The organism is Bartonella sp. HY038 (genome assembly GCF_014117425.1).
In the GTDB taxonomy this organism is placed as follows: domain Bacteria; phylum Pseudomonadota; class Alphaproteobacteria; order Rhizobiales; family Rhizobiaceae; genus HY038.
Genome location: NZ_CP059725.1, coordinates 1,521,206 through 1,541,894, shown reverse-complemented (window position 1 = coordinate 1,541,894; position 20,689 = coordinate 1,521,206). Strand labels below are relative to the sequence as shown.

The 20,689-nt window shown below is 40.7% G+C and carries 15 protein-coding genes, 2 tRNA genes and 1 pseudogene; 9 read left to right on the top strand and 9 right to left on the bottom strand.

Features of this window, described 5'->3' with window-relative positions; genetic code table 11:
• Nucleotides 1-80: 80 nt before the first annotated feature.
• The 4 genes from H3299_RS06530 to H3299_RS06515 form a co-directional block, all read right to left on the bottom strand.
• Nucleotides 81-1,385 carry an MFS transporter gene (locus H3299_RS06530; RefSeq protein WP_182419455.1) on the bottom strand — a complete coding sequence of 435 codons (1,305 nt, stop codon included), beginning with the start codon at nt 1,383-1,385 and terminating at the stop codon, nt 81-83.
• A gap of 263 nt (nt 1,386-1,648) precedes the next feature.
• A complete protein-coding gene (locus tag H3299_RS06525; RefSeq protein ID WP_182419454.1) occupies nt 1,649-2,605 on the bottom strand; it encodes a nucleoside hydrolase in 957 nt (318 codons plus the stop codon).
• Between the two features lie 512 nt (nt 2,606-3,117).
• Nucleotides 3,118-3,194, bottom strand: a tRNA-Arg gene (locus H3299_RS06520).
• A 129-nt stretch (nt 3,195-3,323) separates the two neighbouring features.
• Nucleotides 3,324-3,863, bottom strand: a complete 540-nt coding sequence (locus tag H3299_RS06515) for a flavin reductase (RefSeq protein ID WP_182419453.1) — start codon at nt 3,861-3,863, stop codon at nt 3,324-3,326.
• 218 nt (nt 3,864-4,081) lie between these two features.
• On the opposite strand from H3299_RS06515, the gene cobU reads away from it, so the two are divergent.
• The 8 genes from cobU (at nt 4,082) to H3299_RS06475 (ending at nt 13,284) form a co-directional block, all read left to right on the top strand.
• Nucleotides 4,082-4,597, top strand: coding sequence for a bifunctional adenosylcobinamide kinase/adenosylcobinamide-phosphate guanylyltransferase (gene cobU, locus H3299_RS06510; protein WP_182419452.1), 516 nt, complete (start codon nt 4,082-4,084; stop codon nt 4,595-4,597).
• 2 nt (nt 4,598-4,599) lie between these two features.
• Nucleotides 4,600-5,664, top strand: a complete 1,065-nt coding sequence (gene cobW, locus H3299_RS06505) for a cobalamin biosynthesis protein CobW (protein ID WP_371739816.1) — start codon at nt 4,600-4,602, stop codon at nt 5,662-5,664.
• 2 nt (nt 5,665-5,666) lie between these two features.
• Nucleotides 5,667-9,410 carry a cobaltochelatase subunit CobN gene (gene cobN, locus H3299_RS06500; RefSeq protein WP_182419451.1) on the top strand — a complete coding sequence of 1,248 codons (3,744 nt, stop codon included), beginning with the start codon at nt 5,667-5,669 and terminating at the stop codon, nt 9,408-9,410.
• Nucleotide 9,411: 1 nt separating this feature from the next.
• Nucleotides 9,412-10,035 carry a cob(I)yrinic acid a,c-diamide adenosyltransferase gene (gene cobO, locus H3299_RS06495; RefSeq protein ID WP_246708172.1) on the top strand — a complete coding sequence of 208 codons (624 nt, stop codon included), beginning with the start codon at nt 9,412-9,414 and terminating at the stop codon, nt 10,033-10,035.
• Nucleotides 10,036-10,037: 2 nt separating this feature from the next.
• Nucleotides 10,038-10,466, top strand: a complete 429-nt coding sequence (locus tag H3299_RS06490; protein ID WP_182419450.1) for an EamA family transporter — start codon at nt 10,038-10,040, stop codon at nt 10,464-10,466.
• 255 nt (nt 10,467-10,721) lie between these two features.
• Nucleotides 10,722-11,750 (top strand): cysteine synthase A, encoded by a 1,029-nt coding sequence (locus tag H3299_RS06485; RefSeq protein ID WP_246708170.1) that lies wholly within the window; start codon nt 10,722-10,724, stop codon nt 11,748-11,750.
• Between the two features lie 130 nt (nt 11,751-11,880).
• On the top strand, nt 11,881-12,741 hold the full coding sequence (gene sseA, locus H3299_RS06480) for a 3-mercaptopyruvate sulfurtransferase (RefSeq protein ID WP_182419448.1): 861 nt from the start codon (nt 11,881-11,883) through the stop codon (nt 12,739-12,741).
• A gap of 3 nt (nt 12,742-12,744) precedes the next feature.
• Complete coding sequence (locus H3299_RS06475) at nt 12,745-13,284, top strand: N-acetyltransferase (RefSeq protein WP_182419447.1); 540 nt, start codon at nt 12,745-12,747, stop codon at nt 13,282-13,284.
• 156 nt (nt 13,285-13,440) lie between these two features.
• Here the strand turns inward: H3299_RS06475 and H3299_RS06470 are convergent, their stop codons facing one another.
• The 4 genes and pseudogenes from H3299_RS06470 to clpS form a co-directional block, all read right to left on the bottom strand.
• Entirely contained in the window at nt 13,441-14,838 is a 1,398-nt protein-coding gene (locus H3299_RS06470) for an FAD-binding oxidoreductase (RefSeq protein WP_182419446.1), read from the bottom strand.
• A gap of 377 nt (nt 14,839-15,215) precedes the next feature.
• A pseudogene (gene clpA, locus H3299_RS06465) lies at nt 15,216-17,439 on the bottom strand (ATP-dependent Clp protease ATP-binding subunit ClpA); the annotation flags it as partial.
• A 10-nt stretch (nt 17,440-17,449) separates the two neighbouring features.
• Nucleotides 17,450-17,680, bottom strand: coding sequence for an ATP-dependent Clp protease adaptor ClpS (locus H3299_RS06460; RefSeq protein WP_182419444.1), 231 nt, complete (start codon nt 17,678-17,680; stop codon nt 17,450-17,452).
• Nucleotides 17,681-17,953: 273 nt separating this feature from the next.
• The gene (gene clpS / locus H3299_RS06455) at nt 17,954-18,301 is read right to left on the bottom strand and encodes an ATP-dependent Clp protease adapter ClpS (RefSeq protein WP_371739815.1); all 348 of its coding nucleotides are present in this window, start codon (nt 18,299-18,301) and stop codon (nt 17,954-17,956) included.
• A gap of 368 nt (nt 18,302-18,669) precedes the next feature.
• On the opposite strand from clpS, the gene H3299_RS06450 reads away from it, so the two are divergent.
• Nucleotides 18,670-20,211, top strand: coding sequence for a D-alanyl-D-alanine carboxypeptidase family protein (locus tag H3299_RS06450; RefSeq protein ID WP_371739814.1), 1,542 nt, complete (start codon nt 18,670-18,672; stop codon nt 20,209-20,211).
• A 360-nt stretch (nt 20,212-20,571) separates the two neighbouring features.
• Here the strand turns inward: H3299_RS06450 and H3299_RS06445 are convergent.
• Nucleotides 20,572-20,648, bottom strand: a tRNA-Pro gene (locus H3299_RS06445).
• Nucleotides 20,649-20,689 lie beyond the last annotated feature (41 nt).

Sequence of the window (20,689 nt, the reverse complement as noted above, 5' to 3'; positions counted from 1 at the left end):
AAAATGCACCTAATAGAAAAGCCCCTTCATCTTGAATGAAAGGGCTTTTTATTTTTTGGGCATCTATTCGCAAATTGCGACTACTGACTGATTTCTTTATCTTTAAAGGCTATGAATGCAATTAAAGAAATTATAGCGCTTAGGCAAAGATAATAGCCAAGATAAGCGAGATTGTTAAACTTATCAACGAGTAACGTTGCGATAAATGGCGCAAAAGACCCACCTAAAATTCCAGCCAAATTGAAAGTCATCGACGCGCCACTATAGCGAATATTAGTTGGGAAAGGTGAAGCTAATACCGCACCAATTGGGCCATAGGTTAGGCCCATAAGTGATAGGCCAATAATTGATACTGCAAATAGTCCCCAAATACCTTGGCTGAGGAAATAAGGAACAGTAAAGGAGAATAATGCGATGAAGATGGTTACATAAATCATTAAGCGGCGGCGACCAACTATATCAGAAATCCGACCAGCGAAAGGAATGAAAAGTGCAAAAAATACAGCACCAGCGATTTCAACCTCCAAAGCTTGGGTAAAGCTTAGCCCTGCATTTTTTTGTGAGTAAGTAAGGAGATAGGCAGTAAACAAGTAAAACAACACAAATGTAGTCATACCGGCAAAAGTTCCTAATAACAATGTACGCAAATGCTTGGTGAAAACATCTACCATTGGTACTTTTACGCGTTCTTCACGTTCAATTGCAGCTTTAAATTGCGGTGTTTCACTAATTGAAAGACGAACCCAAAGACCAACGACAATAAGGATAATACTGGCAATAAATGGAATACGCCAACCCCAATTGTAAATTTGCTCCATATCCAAAACGGTTATCATCGCCCAGAATAAGCCTGCGGATAAAATAAGACCGATAGGCGCGCCTAGTTGTGGAAACATTGCATACCAACCGCGTTTTTCAGGTGGAGCATTTTCGGTTGCAAGCAGCACAGCGCCGCCCCATTCACCGCCAAGACCAATACCTTGACCAAAGCGACAAAGTGTTAGTAGCAAAGGCGCAAACCAACCGATGTCCTTATAGGTGGGCAAGCAGCCAATGATGACAGTTGAGATGCCCATGGTGAGCAAAGCAGCAACCAATGTGGCTTTTCTACCAATCTTATCGCCATAATGGCCAAATATAATGGCTCCAAGCGGTCTTGCAAAAAAGGCCGCAGAGAAAATGGCAAATGAGCTGAGTACGGCAAGCGTGTTGGCATCTGGATTTAGCGCATCGCCTTTTGCAAAGAAAATATCAGGAAAGAATAAGGCTGCAGCAATGGCAAAGACATAAAAATCAAAAAATTCTATAGTCGTGCCAATAAGGCTTGCAAGCAAAACCTTGCCGATGGAGTTTTTAGTAGTGCTATCGGAGGAAGCGGTTGACATTTTATTACGAGTCCGCATTGTTTAAAGTATGATAATTACAAAAATGAAGGTAAATTCATAATTTAATTTCTAATTTATGTCTATAGGCATAAATTGGAAATATGCGAAATCATGGCAAAATAATGTTGCTTGATAATAGTATGATATGGAATTTGGTTAAAATACAGCATCAGCATCAAGATGCATGAAGAATGGCATAATTTATCAACAATACGTGATTTAATATTGGGAAAAAGGGCATCATAGATGCCCTTGAATGTAATTTAAATATTAACCTCACCAATGCGCTGTAGCGCATCAATGATGAGATCCCAAAAACCTTCGCGATCAAGCTCGGTTGCTACCTGCGTATGGCAGCTTTCATCAACTGGGAAGCGGAAATCTGCAACAGTCATACCAAGAGTGAGAGTTCCTGTGAGTTCAATATCAACCGGAACACGCTTAGTTTTGATAAGGTTTGGATTGATGACATAGGCAACCGCACAAGGATCATGTACTGGTGGAGCCGTAAAGCCCTGCGCTTCTTTATACATTTTGCCAAAGAATTCTAACAGCTCTACAACAAATTGAGCAGGTTTCGTGCCAATCGCAGCAATTTTTTCAACAATATCGGGCGTTGCAAGTGCTTGGTGGGTAAGGTCAAGCCCTACCATGGTGAGCGGCCATTTTTCGTTAAAGACGATGTGGGCAGCTTCTGGGTCAATTTTAATATTGAATTCGGCAACCGCACTCCAATTACCGACGTGATAGCCACCACCCATTAGCACCACTTCTTTTACCCGCTCGGCAATGCGTGGTTCTTTTCTAACCGCCATAGCAATATTGGTAAGGCCGGCAGTTGGTACGATTGTAATTGTTTTAGGCGGATGTGACATGATGGTGTCAATAATGAGATCAACACCGTGACGCGGATCAAGCTTTAGTGTTGGCTCTGGTAGCACGGGGCCATCAAGACCAGAATCACCATGAATATCAGGGGCAACTTCAATGGCGCGAATTAATGGGCGCACACAACCTGCTGCAAAAGGTACATTGGTAATATTAGCAATACGTGCGACAGCAAGCGCGTTGCGTGTCACTTTTTCGAGCGTCTGGTTACCAACAACAGTGGTTACAGCTACAAGTTCAATATTAGGATTACCATGGGCTAACAACATGGCAATGGCATCGTCGTGACCAGGGTCACAGTCTAAAATGATTTTTTGTTTCGTTTCGCTCATAGTTTTACCTTTATATGTTTTAGTCTTTCATTTTATTTCGTAAAAATTCGATGTATAAATATGCTCTAGTTTTTCACTCATCAATGATGGTTTTTGGATGAAAACTTTCTACAACCAATTAATCAAATTAACTGCAAGATGTTAAATTTGCAAATTCTAATAAATAATTTGTGATAATATCATAAAAATAACGAAAATTTTGAAATTTAGTTTCATATAAAAATAGTGTTGTTATGCGACTAAAGAAAATAATGGCTTTTTGAAGCTGTAAGTCAAAGGCACTGATAGCTTAAATATATGAGCTTGATCAATAATAAGCCTGTCTAATTTTAATATATTATTGAGCAATTGGTTTTGGAGACAGCTGTATTAACGCATCAACAAGCTGCAATTTAATCATTGCAACGTAAGTAGAACAAATTGCGCCAACTCTTGCGGGTCCTAAATACACTGTTTGTTCTAAAGTTTCAGATTGTTCAAATTGTCTATTGATTTGATTTAATTGATTTTTATGGCGTCTCCGATAGGATTCGAACCTACGACCTGCGGTTTAGAAGACCGCTGCTCTATCCAGCTGAGCTACGGAGACATATGGGGCTATCAAAAGATTAATAGTCAACAATTTAGCCTTATATGAAAGCTTATTCAGCAAATCAAGCTTTTAAATTAAATAAATCAACCCTATCCACTGTTCTGCCCCCAAAATAAAAATCGGCTCTTATGGTAGTTTAGTTAATGGTAAATGGTGGTAGGCACGGTTTAGATAGATTAAAGCATCATCTGCGGATTCGCGTTTAATATCGACGACCGCGCCATAAAGCACATAATGAGTGTCATGTTCATGCCAGCCAACAAGACGGCAATCAAATGAAGCAAGGGCACCAACAAGGGCGGGCGAATCTGTTTTCATACTGTGCCACTCAGCTTTGGCAAAACGCTCATCCTGGCTAAGGCCACCGCGCCCTGCAAATATGTCGGCAAGTTCATGTAAATTGCCTGCAAGAGTATTGACACAAAACCGGCCATTATCGATAAAAAGACGATTATTGGCATGGGTTTTCATGAGGCAAATGAGTAAGGTGGGTGGGGAATCTGATAGGGAGCAACAGGCGGAAATTGTTGTGCCGCGCTTACCAGCAAGTCCATCGGTTGTAACAATATGAACTGCACCAGCAAAATGGCTCATTGCATCGCGATAGGATTGTGATGCAATTGGCTCCATTTTTTCTAATTCGATTGTGTTAATAGGGTTAGCCATAAAATACGTCCATATTAATTTCACTTTTAATCAAGAGTTTTATATGAAAGCCTTGAAAAAATAATGATATAGTTTTACCGCAGTCATGCTTAATTGCCGATAAGGTCTAGTTTAATTTATAAAGCTTGTGAAGAGCCTGAATACAACCATAGAGAAAAAGATTGTTCTCTTTAGAATTTCTTTAAAATAAAGCAGCCCAGCATAATAGGGAAGGTAATATGGCACGCATTGATTTGGTTCTAGGAGGAACACGTTCTGGAAAATCAGTATTTGCAGAAAATTTAGTTCTTCAAACAGACTTAACTGCAATTTATCTTGCTACAGCACAAGCCTTCGATGATGAGATGAAAACTCGCATTAATGTACACCAAGAACGACGAAAAGATCATTGGCAAACATTAGAATGTCCGTTAGAGTTGGGTGCGGCGCTTAAAAACTTGAATAGCCCGGACAATATTATTCTAGTTGATTGCTTGACTTTATGGCTCAGCAATTTAATGCTTAACGACTATGATATTGCAGCCTATCAAAATACTTTGCTCAATCAACTGCAAAACAATCAATCTCATCTTGTTTTTGTTGCTAATGAAGTAGGCTTGGGTATAGTGCCGGACAATAAGCTAGGTCGGCAGTTTCGTGACTTTGCCGGTGAGCTCAATCAAAAAATTGCTAGCTATGCTGATAATGTTTATTTTATTGCAGCAGGACTTCCAATCCAATTAAAGGGTAATTAGTTATGACATTGCTTACAACCAAAATTCCGACCACCGTCATCACAGGTTTTTTGGGATCTGGTAAAACAACTATGATCCGTCATTTGCTTGAAAATGCAAATGGTAAACGGATAGCTTTGATTATTAATGAATTTGGTGATTTTGGCGTTGATGGTAATCTGCTTAAAAGTTGTGGAATTGAAAATTGCAAGGAAGAAGATGTTATCGAGCTAAATAATGGTTGTATTTGTTGTACCGTTGCTGATGATTTTATACCTGCAATGACCAAGATTTTGGCACGTAGCGAGCGGCCTGATCATATTATTATTGAGACATCAGGGCTTGCCTTGCCACAGCCCTTGGTAGCAGCTTTTAATTGGCCTGAAATTAAAACATCAGTAACCGTTGATGGCGTTATTACCGTTGTTGATAGTGCAGCGGTTGCTGAGGGACGCTTTGCCGATGATCATGACAAGATTGCCGCCCAACGTTTAAGTGATGAATCGCTAGACCATGAAAGTCCATTGGAAGAATTGTTTGAAGACCAAATCAAGGCTGCAGACCTTATTGTCTTAAATAAAACCGACTTAATTGATGAGCAACAATTGGCTGAAGTTAAACAAACTATTGCAGCACATGGCGAGCGGGTTGCTAATATGGTTGCTGCTAATTTTGGTAAACTTGATGCAGATATAGTGCTTGGTTTAAATGTCTGCACAGAAAGCGACATTGAAAACCGTAAATCTCACCATGAAATGCATCATGAAGAAGGGGAGGCCCATAGTCATGATGAATTTGAGAGCTTTGTGGTTGAACTTGGTGAAATCACCGATCCAATCCTTTTTGTTGATACATTAAAGAATATTATTCGTGACAATGATATTTTACGCCTTAAAGGTTTTATGGCAGTTAAAGGCAAAGCTATGCGCCTTGTTGTTCAAGCTGTTGGCAGTCGTATTGAACATTACTATGATCGTCCGCTTGATGAAAGTGAAAAGGGTTTAAGTCGCTTAGTGGTGATTGGATTGCATGATATGGATGTTACAAAAATTACAAAGTCCATTCAGCAAGTAGCTGATAAGACCTAATAATGCATCTTTTACTGGCGCAAAAAGGTGCAATCAGCGACGCTGATGAGGCAATTGATCTTGGACAATCGGTAGGTGAAGTAATTTTTCTATCATCTGCCGATACGGAGCTATGTAGCATAGCCGCGGCAAAATCCGCGCTTTTAGATAAGGCTTATTCATTACGGTTAGCCAATTTAATGGCTCTTTCTCACCCGATGTCGGTGGATCAATATATTGAGCGAACTGCAAAATTCGCTCGCCTTATTGTTGTACGCGTCATTGGCGGCGTAAGTTATTGGCGCTATGGTTTGGAAACGCTTTACGCTGCCGTTTGTGCGCACGATATTAAATTGGTGGTTTTACCAGGTGATGATAAACCAGATCCAACTTTGTTGCGTTTTTGTAACATTGCCCGCGAAGATTGCGATGCCTTGTGGCAATATTTGATTGAAGGTGGCAGCTTTAATGCCCAGAATTTTCTCAATTATTGTGGTTTTATATTAGGGAAAAATGAACGTCCAATTGGTGCAAAACCTTTGATGAAAGCGGGACTTTGGTGGCCCAATCTTGCAAATCCTAGCTTGACAGAAATTCAAAATAAATGGCAAGAAAATGGGGTAGTCGCCAATAGCCCTATTGTGCCAATTACTTTTTATCGTGCTCTTGTTCAAAGTGGGCAGACTGAGCCAATTGCAGCGGTAGTGGAAGCTTTACAGCAGCGCGGTCTTGCACCGTTACCACTTTTTATAAGTAGCTTAAAAGACAGTTTAAGTGTTGCTATTCTTGATGAACTGCTAAGCCAGTGCCCACCAGCGCTTATTTTAAACACAACGGGTTTTGCTGTTTCGTCATTAAGCGGTGAGACAACCGGTACAGTGCTTGATAAATATCATAATATGGTGTTGCAGGTGGTTTTATCAGGTAGCGATAAAGCTACATGGCAATCATCAAGTCGTGGTTTGCCAGCACGAGACATTGCCATGAATGTGTCTTTGCCGGAAGTAGACGGCCGTGTTTTAACTCGTGCTATATCCTTTAAAGCGGCAGAATTTTTTGATGAAGAAGTGGAAGCCAATATTATTCGCCATCAAATACAGCAAGATCGTGTTGATTTTGTTGCTGATTTAGCAAGAAATTGGATTAAACTTGGCAAAAAAGCGCCAATTGAACGAAATGTCGCGTTAGTTATGGCTAATTATCCGGGTGGTGATGGCCGTTTGGGACATGGGGTTGGTCTTGATACACCTGCAGCCACCCATTTGGTATTGAATGCTTTACAAAATAATGGCTATAATGTTGAAAATATCCCTGAAACACCACTAGCTCTTATGGAAAAGCTGATCGAAGGGCCCACCAATGAGGGGGTAAAAGGTCGTATTATTAATGTGTCCCTTGCTCTTCACCGTTATCGGCAATTATTTGCACAATTACCGCAGATCACCCAAGATGAAATGAAAGAGCGCTGGGGTGACCCACAGGAGGATGCATTTATTGTTGATGATGCTTTTGCGCTTCCAATTCTGTTCTTTGGTAAAATAGTGGTTGCATTACAGCCTGAGCGTGCTTTTGGTATGGATGCCAAACAAGTTTACCATGCCCCTGACATTGTTCCATCTCACCACTATATGGCGTTTTATTTTTGGCTGCGTCATGTCTATGGGGCAGATGCCATTGTGCATATGGGTAAGCATGGCAATTTGGAATGGTTACCAGGTAAAGCATTGGCGCTGTCGCAAAATTGCTATCCGGAATTAGCGCTTGGTGCAATCCCGCATATTTATCCCTTTATCGTCAATGATCCAGGTGAGGGGACGCAAGCCAAACGCCGTTCAAGTGCAGTGATAATCGATCACATGACACCGCCATTAACCCGCGCTGAAAGTTATGGGCCGCTTAAAGATTTAGAAGTCTTGGTGGATGAATATTATGAGGCATCAGGGGTCGATCCGCGCCGATTGTTGAAGCTGAAAGATCAAATTTTACAACTGGTTGACATAACAGGTATTGGCAGTGATGCAGGGATTAAAGGGCACGATGATGAGTATCTTGCCTTGCAAAAACTTGATGCCTTTTTATGTGATTTGAAAGAATTACAAATTAGAGATGGTTTGCATGTTTTTGGCACTGCGCCAACCGGCAAGCAATTGACTGATCTGTTAGTGGCTTTGGTTCGTGTTCCACGGGGTCAAAATGAAGATGGTAGTTTACATCGTGCTATAGCCAATGATCTTGATTTGGGTTTTGATCCGTTAAATTGTGATTTGGCAGCGCCTTGGCAAGGTAAGCGACCTCAAATCCTTGCTGATTTAATCAATGATCCTTGGCGTAGCTTCGGTGATAGCGTTGAGCGTATCGAATTATTAGCGGCAAGTCTTGTTGAAAAAACTATTATTTGTCCAGCCTTGCTGCCACAAACCCAAATAATTTTGCAAAAAATTGATAGGTTTTTACGCCCTTTAGTAGAAAGCTGCGGCAATGCCGAAATGAATGGCCTGCTCACTGCGCTTGATGGTAAATTTGTTGCTCCAGGACCATCTGGTGCGCCAACGCGCGGGCGACTTGATGTCTTACCAACAGGGCGCAATTTTTACTCGGTTGATAACCGCGCTGTGCCAACCCCTGCTGCATGGGATTTGGGTTTTCGCTCTGCCGAATTGTTGATAAAACGCTATGTTCAAGATCACGGTGATTGGCCAAAAGCGCTGGGGCTTACCGTTTGGGGCACGTCTAATATGCGCACGGGCGGCGATGATATTGCACAGGCTTTAGCTTTACTTGGCGTTAAGCCCTTATGGGATATGGCATCACGGCGGGTGACGGGATATGAAATTATACCTTTAGAAAAATTATGCCGTCCGCGTGTTGATGTCACGCTGCGTATATCAGGGTTTTTCCGTGATGCGTTTCCCGATCAATTGGTTTTGCTTGACCAAGCCATTAGAGCTGTTGGTGCGCTTGATGAAGAGGAGGGCTATAACCCGATTGCTGCCAATATGAAGGGGGACATGATGCGTTTCATGGATGACGATGGATTAACCCATCAACAAGCGAGCCAAAAGGCGGGCTATCGTATTTTTGGTGCAAAACCGGGTCATTATGGCACAGGGTTACAAGAGCTTCTTGATTCTGGCGAGTGGGATGGGCGAGATGATCTTGGAAAAGCATGGCTTGCTAATTCTGATCATGCCTATGGCATAGGTGAGGGGGAAACGGCAAGCGCGGAATTAAATGCCAGAATGGTTGCCTTGCAGTTGGTGGTACAAAATCAGGATAATAGAGAGCATGATTTACTAGATTCTGGTGAATATTATGCTTTTGAAGGTGGTATGGCTGCTGCTGCGGCAACACAATCAGGGCTATGGCCGCAAATCTATCATAATGATTTATCAAGGCCAGAACGCCCCCTTATCAAAACCTTGGAGGAAGAAATTGCCCGCACATTGCGTGGCCGTGCTATCAATCCCAAATGGATTGCAAGTGCCATGCGACATGGTTTTAAGGGGGGCGTAGAAATGGCAGCGAGTGTTGACTATCTTTTTGCGTTTGCCGCAACTACAAATGCCGTGCGTAGCGAACATTTTGAAGCAATTTATAATGCCTATATTAATGATGATATGGTTCGATCATTTTTAACTGAGCAAAATCCGGCAGCACTGCGTGAGATAGCACAAAAGCTAAATGAGGCTTTAGATCGTGGTCTTTGGGTTGGGCGCTCCAATTCAGCAGCATTTCAATTGGAAGAATTACAAAATAAGGGTGAATGAAATGGATAAAACCACTATGACGACCGAGGAAATCAATGCCCGTCACGCGGAAAAAATGAAGAAAAAAAAAGCTGCCCGCGATCGAATGAATGAGGGGAAAACCGGCGAAAAAGGACTTTTGATTGTTAATACCGGTAAAGGTAAAGGCAAATCAACCGCAGGTTTTGGTATGGTTTTTCGCGCCCTTGGCCATAATATGAAAATTGGTGTTGTGCAATTTGTTAAAGGTTCACGCGCCACCGGCGAGCGTTTGGCCTTGGATAAATTTGGTGATCAAATAACTGTGTTTGCCGCAGGCGAGGGCTTTACTTGGGAAACACAAGACCGTGAAAAAGACATTGCCATGGCACGGGAAGCTTGGGAAGTTGCCAAATCAATGATTTTGGACGAAAATTACGATATGGTGCTTTGTGACGAGTTGAATATCGTTCTGCGCTATGATTATTTGCCTTTAGAAGAAGTGCTTGAAACCGTGCGTGAACGCCCATTCATGAAGCATGTCATTATTACTGGCCGCAATGCCAAGCAAGAGCTTATCGATGAAGCTGACCTTGTTACTGAAATGGAGCTCATCAAGCATCCGTTTCGCTCAGGCATTAAAGGACAAAAGGGGGTTGAGTTTTAAAAATGGCAGCTTCTTGGCAGTTTTGGGCAGTTTTATCAGCAGTTTTTGCAGCATTAACCGCAATTTTTGCAAAAGTTGGTATTCATGGCATTAATTCTGATTTTGCTACTTTTATACGCACGCTGGTTATTGTGGCGGCACTTTGCCTGTTTTTAACCCTTACCGATCAATGGCATAAGCCAAGTGAAGTATCAGCTAAATCATGGCTGTTCCTCGTTTTATCAGGGCTTGCAACAGGTGCTTCATGGCTTGCTTATTTTAGGGCCTTGCAAATCGGCGATGCTTCAAGGGTTGCACCGGTTGATAAATTATCGGTTATTTTAGTCGCGATTTTTGGTGTAGCATTTCTTGGTGAAAAACTATCTGGTATTAATTGGCTTGGCGTTGTTTTTATTGCTGGCGGCGTCATATTATTATCTTTAAAGTTATGAGTATTTTATATTCATAACTTGCATTATAGGGTATTTTACAAAGGGTATTTATGTGCCCTTTGTGAATGGAATATTTTTTTGATTGATCTCGATATTTGATGGAATTTGTCATATAATATTGTATTTGTGGTATATTTTTCTTTGATTGCATGATGTTTACTTTTTATTGTTGGTGAGGTTTACCAAAAAGATATAAATTGTTGTTGCAAATTTATGTCGCCAAAATGCTCAAACCTCAACATTAAAGGAAAAAACGTGGCTGATACATCTGTGCTCGATCTTATTGGAAATACGCCGCTTATCCGTTTAAACCGCGCAAGTGAGTTAACAGGTTGCGAAATTTGGGGTAAAGCAGAATTTTTAAACCCTGGTCAATCGGTTAAAGATCGGGCAGCTTTATCGATTATTCTTGATGCAGAACGCAAGGGCGAACTTAAAAAGGGGGGCATTATTGTTGAAGGAACAGCAGGTAATACCGGCATTGGTCTTGCACTTGTGGGGGCGGTTTTAGGCTATAAAACAATTATCGTTATTCCAAACACCCAATCACAGGAAAAAAAAGACGCGCTGCGCTTGCAGGGGGCCGAGCTTATTGAAGTGCCAGCAGTGCCTTATCGTGATGACAATAATTATGTTAAATTATCGGGCCGCCTTGCCGAGAGTTTAAAAAAGACCACTGAAAATGGTGTTTTATGGGCTAATCAATTTGATAATATTGCTAATCGTGAAGCCCATATTAAAACAACGGCTCAAGAGATTTGGCGCGATACACAAGGCAATATTGATGGGTTTATTTGCTCTGTCGGCTCTGGCGGAACTTTGGCAGGTACGGCTATTGGCTTAAAAGAGCATAATAAAGCGATTAAAATTGGTCTTGCCGATCCTTATGGCGCAGCCCTTTATTCTTTTTACACCAACGGTCAATTGCAATCTCAAGGTAGTTCAATAACTGAAGGCATCGGGCAAGGGCGTATAACCGCCAATCTTGATGGTTTGTTGCCTGATTTTTCTTATCAGGTCAGTGACAGTGATGCGCTTATTGAGTTGTTCCATCTTGCTCAACATGAAGGCTTATGCCTTGGCGGGTCATCAGGTATTAATATCGCCGGTGCTATTTCTTTAGCGCGCGAATTAGGTAAGGGCAAAACCATTGTTACCATGCTTTGTGATTATGGTGACCGCTACCTATCAAAACTCTATAATCCACAATTCTTGCGCGAAAAATCATTGCCAATCCCGCAATGGCTAGATAAAGCGCAACAATATAATGTTCCTTTTGTATAATCTCAAAAATCATATTTAGGTTTTTTCTCAGTCCTTATCATTGGGGAATGAATCGCATATTCTCTCTTAAATTGTTCTCGATTTTTAACAAGAAAGGCGTAATATAGGAATAATTAGGGAAGGAAACGCAATGTCTCACAACAATCCTTTTATTGTGTCTGCAGACTGGTTGGAAAGCCAATTGGGTGCAAGTGATATTCATATTATTGACGCATCTTGGTATTTACCCAAAGCCAATAGAAATGGTCGCTTAGAATATAGTAGGTCGCATATACCTGAAGCAGTGTTTTTTGATCATGATCTTTTAAGTGATCCCAATTCCTCCTTGCCTCATACATTGCCTGATGCTGAGTATTTTGCAAAAGCGCTTGGTGCGCTTGGTATAAATGAAAAAAATACCATCGTCGTTTACGATGGTGATGGTTTCTTTTCTGCGCCGCGTGCATGGTGGTTATTGCGCTTGATGGGCGCAGAAAAAGTCTATGTGCTTGATGGCGGTTTTAAAACTTGGCAACAGGAAGGGCGTCCTGTAACTAGTAATGACACAATTATCACCCCCAAAATATTTAATGCTAATGCTGATCTTACCAAAGTTGTTTTAATCGATGAAATGCGCGGTATTGTGGGTGATGGCAATGTTGCTATTGCTGATGCGCGCGGAAAGAAACGCTTTTCTGGCGAAGAAAAGGAACCAAGAGAAGGGGTACGTTCCGGGCATATGCCAAATGCTCAAAATGTTCCCTATTCCTTGCTTTCTGACGAGGGGAAATTCAAGTCGAACGAAGAAATCTTTGGAATTTTTAAAAGTGCAGGAATAGATCCATTAGCACCTGTAGTGACGACATGTGGTTCGGGTGTAACTGCTGCCGTTTTAACCTTGGCACTACAAGGGTTAGGAAATGAAAATGTACGACTTTACGATGGCTCGTGGAGCGAATGGGGTTCATTAGTTGATAGTTCTGTTGTTACAGATGAAGATTTGGAAATGTAAAAAATGGTTTTTAAAAAATCTCCCCAATATCTTGCTGCTCGTGTTACACATCTTGAAATGCAAACACGCGGTAATAATAGCGTTCCATTACCCATCGGTATGACGCTCGCGATCATGAAAGCGGAACAATGCCCCGCTCATTTCTATCGTTATTTATATCGCGAAATAGGTAAGGAGCATCACTGGTCCGTACGACGCAAGTTAAAAGATCAAGAATTAATTGATATTATCCAATCACCAAATACTGTAATTTATATTTTATATATTAATGGTTGTCCTGCAGGTTTTGCGGAGCTTAACCTGCGTAACATGCCTATTGCTGAAGTGTTATATTTTGGTTTGATTAAAGAGTTTCAAGGACGTGGGTTATCACGATTTTTCTTAAATGAAGTCTTATCTTCAGCTTGGGATTTAGACCCGCAAAAAGTAATAATCCAAACTAACACGCTTGATAGTCCGCGTGCTTTACAGCTATATCAAAAGCTAGGCTTTGAACCTGTTTCAACCAGCGATGTGATGATCGAAGCATGGAAAGATGATTGATTGTATTTTGTTTAATTAACAAGATATTAGAGTATCGATTTAAATAAAGATATTAAGTAAAAATGCCGGCAAGGTTTTGATGTCTCGGCATTTTTATTTGATTAGACTAAAAATTAAACATTAATGCAAGGCAATATGAAAATATGAAAAATGCCTTTAATAATTTTTAAAGCCATATTTTCCCGGATTTAAAATATTTTGCGGATCAAGTGCTTGCTTGATCAATTGCATATAATCGACGCCATAGCCAAATTCTTTACGTAAATAAGGTGCTTTGCGTTGGCCAATGCCGTGTTCCCCCGTACAGGTCCCATCAAAAGCAATAGCTCTTTCACTTAAGCGCGCAGAAAACTCCATAGCTTTAGAAACTTCGTCTGGCTTGTCTTTGTGGTATCCAAGTAAAACATGAAAATTACCATCGCCTACATGCCCAACAATAGGTCCCATTAATCCTGATTCTTGCAAGTCTTTTTGAGTTTCTTCCACGCAATCAGCTAGTTTTGATATGGGTACACAGACATCGGTTGAAAAAATTTCACACCCTTTCATTAAAGCTTCGCTTGCCCAAAACGCATTGTGGCGCGCTGTCCATAATTTTGTCCGCTCTTGCGGATCTCGCGAATGGATGAAATCTAAGCCGCTATGGGATTTGGCAATTTCGTCAAAAAGCGCGATTTGTGTGTCTACACCAGCGCTGTCACCATGAAATTCAAGGCAGAGAGTTGGACGCGGTTCAAGGTCTAAACCTGAATAAGCGTTACAAGCAGCAACTTGAATTTGATCCATTAATTCAACACGCGCTATCGGTACGGCGCATTGAATCATTTCAATTACCGCATCACACGCATGTTTAACGCTATCAAATGTGCAAACACCACTGGCAATAACTTCAGGGATAGGGTGTAGTTTTAAGGTGATAGCAGTAAATAATCCTAATGTACCCTCAGATCCAACAAGAAGATGAGTTAAATCATAGCCTGCAGCACTTTTTTTTGCTTTGCTAGCGGTGCGAATAAGCCTGCCATCAGCCATAACCACCTCTGCACTTAGAACTGCATCTTTCATGGTGCCATAGCGTACAGCATTGGTACCAGATGCGCGGGTCGATGCCATGCCGCCAATAGAGGCGTTTGCACCCGGATCAACAGGAAAAAATAAACCACTGTCGCGCAACCAGCTGTTTAATACTTCGCGCGTAATACCTGGTTCAACGCTTATAGTCATGTCTTCTGGGTTAAATTCGATCACCTTATCCATGCGTGAACAATCAACGCTAATGCCCCCAAATGGTGCGTTTAATTGCCCTTCGAGCGATGTACCTGCATTAAATGCGATGATAGGAAGATTATATTGTTTGGCAATTACCACTACATCTTGCATATCTTGAGTATTTTCAACATAAACCACCGCATCGGGTAGCTGGTGAGGAAGTGTAGTAATTGTATGGGTGTGGGTTGAGCAGACAGATTCATTGCGACTAAAATTAGCATGAAATCTAGTGGCGAGGGCATCAAGCCCCTTTTCCAATTGAGAGCCGGATATTTTCTCGCGCATTATATTTATCCTAATTTTTTTGATAGCTAATAGAATTAGATCAAATAGTTGAAAAGAAAATTGATGATGAAAATGAAAGTCAAAGCATTTTTAGCAAAGCAGATATAACTTTGCTAAAAACATTTTTGTGATATTTTTTTCTCAAAATCTCAAACCCAAAAGGCAATAACATATATTTGGCTTATTTATAGAAATTTAAAAAATATATATTTCAATGGGTTAATTTAAAATTGATACGAATTATAGGCTGCTTTCACTTTCGTCGGATGCGTCGCCAAGGCAAGCATCTTCATTTTTTTTGTCATTTGTCTTAGGGGCACGAATTGGTGTATCAGCCGGCAGGATATCAAGGGCAATGCCGCTATTATTCTTGTTCAATGCAACTCGCACAGTTCCACCTTTACGCAATTTTCCAAAAAGAATTTCATCGGCAAGCGGTTTCTTAATGTGCTCTTGTATAATTCGTGCCAAAGGACGAGCGCCCATTCGTGCATCATAACCTTTTTCAGCCAACCATTTAATCGCGCCATCGGTGAGGTCAAAGGTAATGCCACGATCTGCAAGTTGAGCTTCAAGTTGTATAACAAATTTTTGTACAACCTGATGAATGACAGGCATTGCCAGTGGTCCAAATGGTATGATAGCGTCGAGGCGATTTCTAAATTCAGGCGTAAATTGCCGGTTTATTGCTTCAATATCATCACCAGTGCGTCGCGTATCACCAAAACCAATTGCAGCCTTTTCTAAATCCGATGCGCCAGCATTGGTCGTCATGATCAAAATAATATTGCGAAAATCAATCTGCTTACCATTATGATCTGTAAGCTTGCCATTATCCATAACCTGCAACAGCACATTATAGACATCGGGATGGGCTTTTTCAATTTCATCAAGCAGTAAAACCGCATGGCGATGCTGATCAACTGCATCGGTTATCAAGCCGCCTTGATCATAGCCAACATAACCTGGAGGGGCACCGATCAAACGTGATACGGAGTGCTGTTCCATGTATTCTGACATGTCAAAACGTAACAATTCAACCCCTAATGATGAGGCAAGCTGCTTAGCCGCTTCGGTTTTACCAACACCAGTTGGTCCTGAAAAAAGATAGCTACCAATTGGCTTATTGGGTTCGCGAAGGCCAGCCCGAGCAAGCTTAATTGAGCCAGTAAGTGCTTCAATTGCTTTATCTTGTCCATAAATAACGCGCTTTAACTCATTGAGAAGGTTTGATAAAACCTGTCTATCATCACGAGATACCGTTTTGGGTGGTATATGTGCCATACTCGCAATTGTTGCTTCAATTTCCTTGATAGTAATAGTCTTTTTACGCTTCTTTTCAGGTAAAAGAACTTGTGCAGCACCTGTTTCATCGATGACGTCGATTGCTTTATCTGGCAATTGCCGATCAGAAATATAGCGAGCCGAAAGGTCAACCGCAGCTTTTAATGCCTCATCAGTGAACTTAACATTGTGATAATCTTCAAAATAGGGTTTTAAACCCTTCATAATATCTAATGCTTGACTCGCTGTTGGTTCTTTCACGTCAATTTTCTGGAAGCGTCTAACGAGTGCTCGATCTTTTTCAAAAATCTGCCTATATTCTTTATAGGTAGTTGACCCCATACAGCGTATTGCACCGGACGCCAAAGCTGGTTTTAAAAGGTTAGCCGCATCCATCGTGCCACCAGATGTTGCGCCAGCGCCAATGATTGTATGAATTTCATCAATAAAGAGCACGGCACCAGGATGGTTGCCAAGTTCTACCACAACTTGCTTTAAACGATCTTCAAAGTCTCCGCGATAACGTGTGCCTGCTAATAATACACCTATATCTAAAGAAAAAATTGTAGCGTCTGCTAAAATTTCTGGTACTTGCTTGTCAACGATGCGTCTTGCTAATCCTTCAGCAATCGCAGTTTTGCCAACGCCAGGCTCTCCAACATAAAGTGGATTGTTTTTTGAACGCCTACATAAAATCTGGATAGTGCGGTTAACCTCACTGTCGCGACCGATAAGTGGATCAATCTTACCTTCTTTTGCAAGTTCATTCAAATTGACGCAATAAGATGACAGTGCATCAGGCGTCCTTTTTGTTTCAGTGTCGTCATCATCACCAACTTCAAAATCTTCATAAAAGATCATGTTGTCAGGAATACTGCCAGCCTTCGCAATGCCATGGGAAAGATAATTCACGGCATCATATCGGGTCATTTCCTGTTCTTGTAGAAAAAATGCTGCATGGCTTTCACGCTCAGCAAAAATAGCAACTAAAACATTGCCACCCGTTACATCGTCTTTGCTTGCTGATTGGGCATGAATAACTGCTCGTTGAATTACCCGTTGGAAAGCTGTTGTTGGTTTAGTATCATGGTCATCGGCCATAACTTGTTTATCAAGCTCAGATTGAATGTAATCTTTTATTCTGGCAGCTAAAATATCAAGGTCAACACCACATGCACGCATAACATTTGCCGCATCCTCTTCTTCTATTAATGCAAGGAGAAGGTGTTCCAATGTCGTATATTCATGGCGACTTTCATTCGCAAATGTTAAGGCGCGGTGTAAAGCCATTTCAAGGCCAGGGGTAAAAGATGGCATACAACCTCACTTATTTTCCATTATGCCGTAAAGAAAGGTATTGCGCCAAATATTCAAGCTGAAGCATTTGGACAAGCTGTTCTTTAGCAATTTCATATGTGTAAACACCACATTCTGCAGCACCAAGATGATGTACAGAATAGGTAATTGCTTGCGTCTCTTCAAGTGTTTTATCTAAAATCTTTATAATAATATTGGCTGTAAAATTTAACGATGTAGATTTATTGCGCTTATAGCGCATTTGTGATGCTTCAATTTTTTGGTAGTTTTATATTTCAATTTTGGTTAACTCTATAAAGCCGAATTTTGCCGTAATTCCGGTTTTTCCTTATGCTAATTATGGGGATGGAAAATAACATAAAATCTAGCAAGGTAGTTTTAGTCATTTAACCAATCATGTTAGCAGTAGGACTATTATCAGAAATAAAAACCTATATAAATCATCTGTTTTATGTTTTTTTGTTGACCATATGATCTTTGCTGCGTCCAATATATGTAAGGTCATTTCAAAAACTTATTTTTTTTCCATGATGCATTGAAGTGGGTGCTGTTCAGATCGGGCACGGTCTATAACCTGACTTACTTTTTCTTCCGCGATTTCATAGGTGTATATGCCGCATTCACCGGCACCAAGATGATGGACGGAAAAGGTAATAGCTGTTGCCTCGTCTATCGTTTTATGAAAAATTTCAATCAAGATATCAATCACAAAATTCATGGGTGTATAGTCATCATTAAGAAGAATAACACGGTAAAGGTTTGGCTTTTTTATTTTTGGGCGCGTACGAACCTCAACAGCAATTTCAGAATCACTTTCATTGCCATTGTTTGCACTGTCCTTCTGCATATGAAGCTTCCCCATTTTTGCGTCCTTGGGTGAGAACATTCTTAAAACCTTTCATGTCTTATTTTGCCGTGATTTTATTCCCTTATAGGATGATTGCAACTATGGAAATAATAACCCTATCATTGTCTCAATGTTTAAATTCTAATTTGTAATATGGTTAATTTTTTTTAATATTTTGTTTTTAAAAGATTATTTAAATAATGTTTATGGTTTGTTTTCTTTTTGCCTTTTTCTTTTCTCTTTTTGTTCTCGCTATAAAAATGATTTTTCTTTAAAAAAGCTTTTATATTTGAATGTGCGTAAACGGATTAGTAACGCTGTTTGCACTAATCTAACACCAAATCATCGTTAAGCGAATTTTTAGCGCTGAAGTGTAATGCTTAATGCAGGGTGTAGATGTGCGTAAAACTATTGAAAAATTAACATCATTTTTTTGCAAGTCAACAATGGCAGTTGTTGCGTTGTCATTAAGTGCAAATATTGCCGCTGCTGCTCCTAAAGGGGTTTATGCTGATAAATATGCTGCAATTGTTATTGATGCAAATTCGGGTAAAACTCTTTTTCAGGAAAATGCTAATGCAAAGCGTTATCCTGCATCGCTAACGAAAATGATGACGCTTTATATGCTGTTTGAAGCCATGCAGTCAGGGCGCATTTCACCAAATACACCTATTCCTGTTTCTGCTTATGCCGCCGCACGTCCCCCAACAAAAATTGGCTTTAAGCCTGGTCAAACGATTCCTGCAGAAATTGCAGCTAGAACTTTGATTACGCGCTCGGCAAATGATGTTGCAACAGCAATTGCTGAATATCTTGGTGGTTCAGAAGCTCGTTTTGGGCAAATGATGACTGCAAAAGCACGTCGTCTTGGTATGATGAATAGTAATTTTGTTAATGCATCTGGCTTGCCTGATCCACGCAATTACACGACTGCACGTGACATGGCTTTGCTTTCACTCGCATTGCGTGAGCATTTTCCACGCCAGTATGGTTGGTTTTCTTCTACAAGTGTTAACTTTCGTGGTAAGACAATTAACGGGCATAACCGTCTTGTTGGTGCAATGAAGGGTGTTGATGGCATTAAAACAGGTTATACGCGTATGTCTGGTTTTAATCTTGCCACTTCAATGCGAATTGGAAATAAATCAATTGTTGGCGTAGTTATGGGTGGTCGTTCGGGTGCGTTGCGTGATCAGCATATGCGTGAACTATTGCTTACTTATATTGATGGTGGGACAGGAAAACGTAGCGTAGCACCGCTTTTGGCTAGCCGCAGTTTTGAATTGCCTCAAGGCCATGAAGCACCAATACCTGTTGCGCGCAACAATAATGTTAAGCCACAGGCTCAACCTGTTGAAAATGTTGAGGTTACGAGCGTAACCGATCGTGAGCATGATGCTGCGTTGTTAACAGCTCTCGCTTCACGTAGTGCAAAACTACCACCGGCAATTGCTGCGGCTAATGATGTTGTAATTGAAAGCTCACCAATTAAAAATCCACCAAAGCCGGTTTTTAAAGCAAGTTTTGTTAAGTCAAATGTCAATGATAAACAGGTAGCTGTGGAAGATGTCGTTGCTAATACGATTAATAGTGAGATTATAGCTGTTCCGCAAGATGATGTTATTCCCGTGCCTAATGATTTGGACACCGTTGTTACTTCATCGATTAGTAACTCTAAAAAGGGTTGGGTTATTCAAGTTGGATCAAAATCCACCACTGCTGAGGCAAATGAGGCTTTGGCAAAGGCGGCAGCTGCAGGTCAACAGGCTTTAGCTGGCACAGATCCGTTCCTTGCTGTTTTTGATCAAGGTAATGAGCGTTATTATCGTGCACGCTTTGCGGGTTTTCAATCTAAAACTGCTGCGTGGCAAGCATGTAATAGCTTGAAAGATGCAGGGATTGCTTGTTATGCTTTGGAAGACTAAGTAAACTTAGATAATTAGTTTTTTTCTCTTAATGTAAGACCCATCATAATAAATGATGGGTCTTTTTTAATTTATAGTGATTTTCAAAAGAAAATGCGCATAAGCAAATATAAATTATAGATAATTTTTTGGCTCTCTATGCTTTACTGAAATTTCTACATAAATCTTAAAGCTATCCTTAGCATATTAAATATTGCTAAGAATGTTTTTATAATTAGTTTGATTTTTCTTTATAGAAAACGCCTATATTAAAATGTAACAACTAAAAAAACATAAACAGGCAAAACAATGAGAGTATAGCTTCTCATTATCACAGTTCTATATTAATTCCATAGCTAGATTTAATTTTGGTTGGAAAATTGGTCGGAGCGGCGGGATTCGAACCCACGACCCCTTGACCCCCAGTCAAGTGCGCTACCGGGCTGCGCTACGCTCCGAGCCGACCGAAGCAATAGATTATGAAGCTGATAAAGGCAAG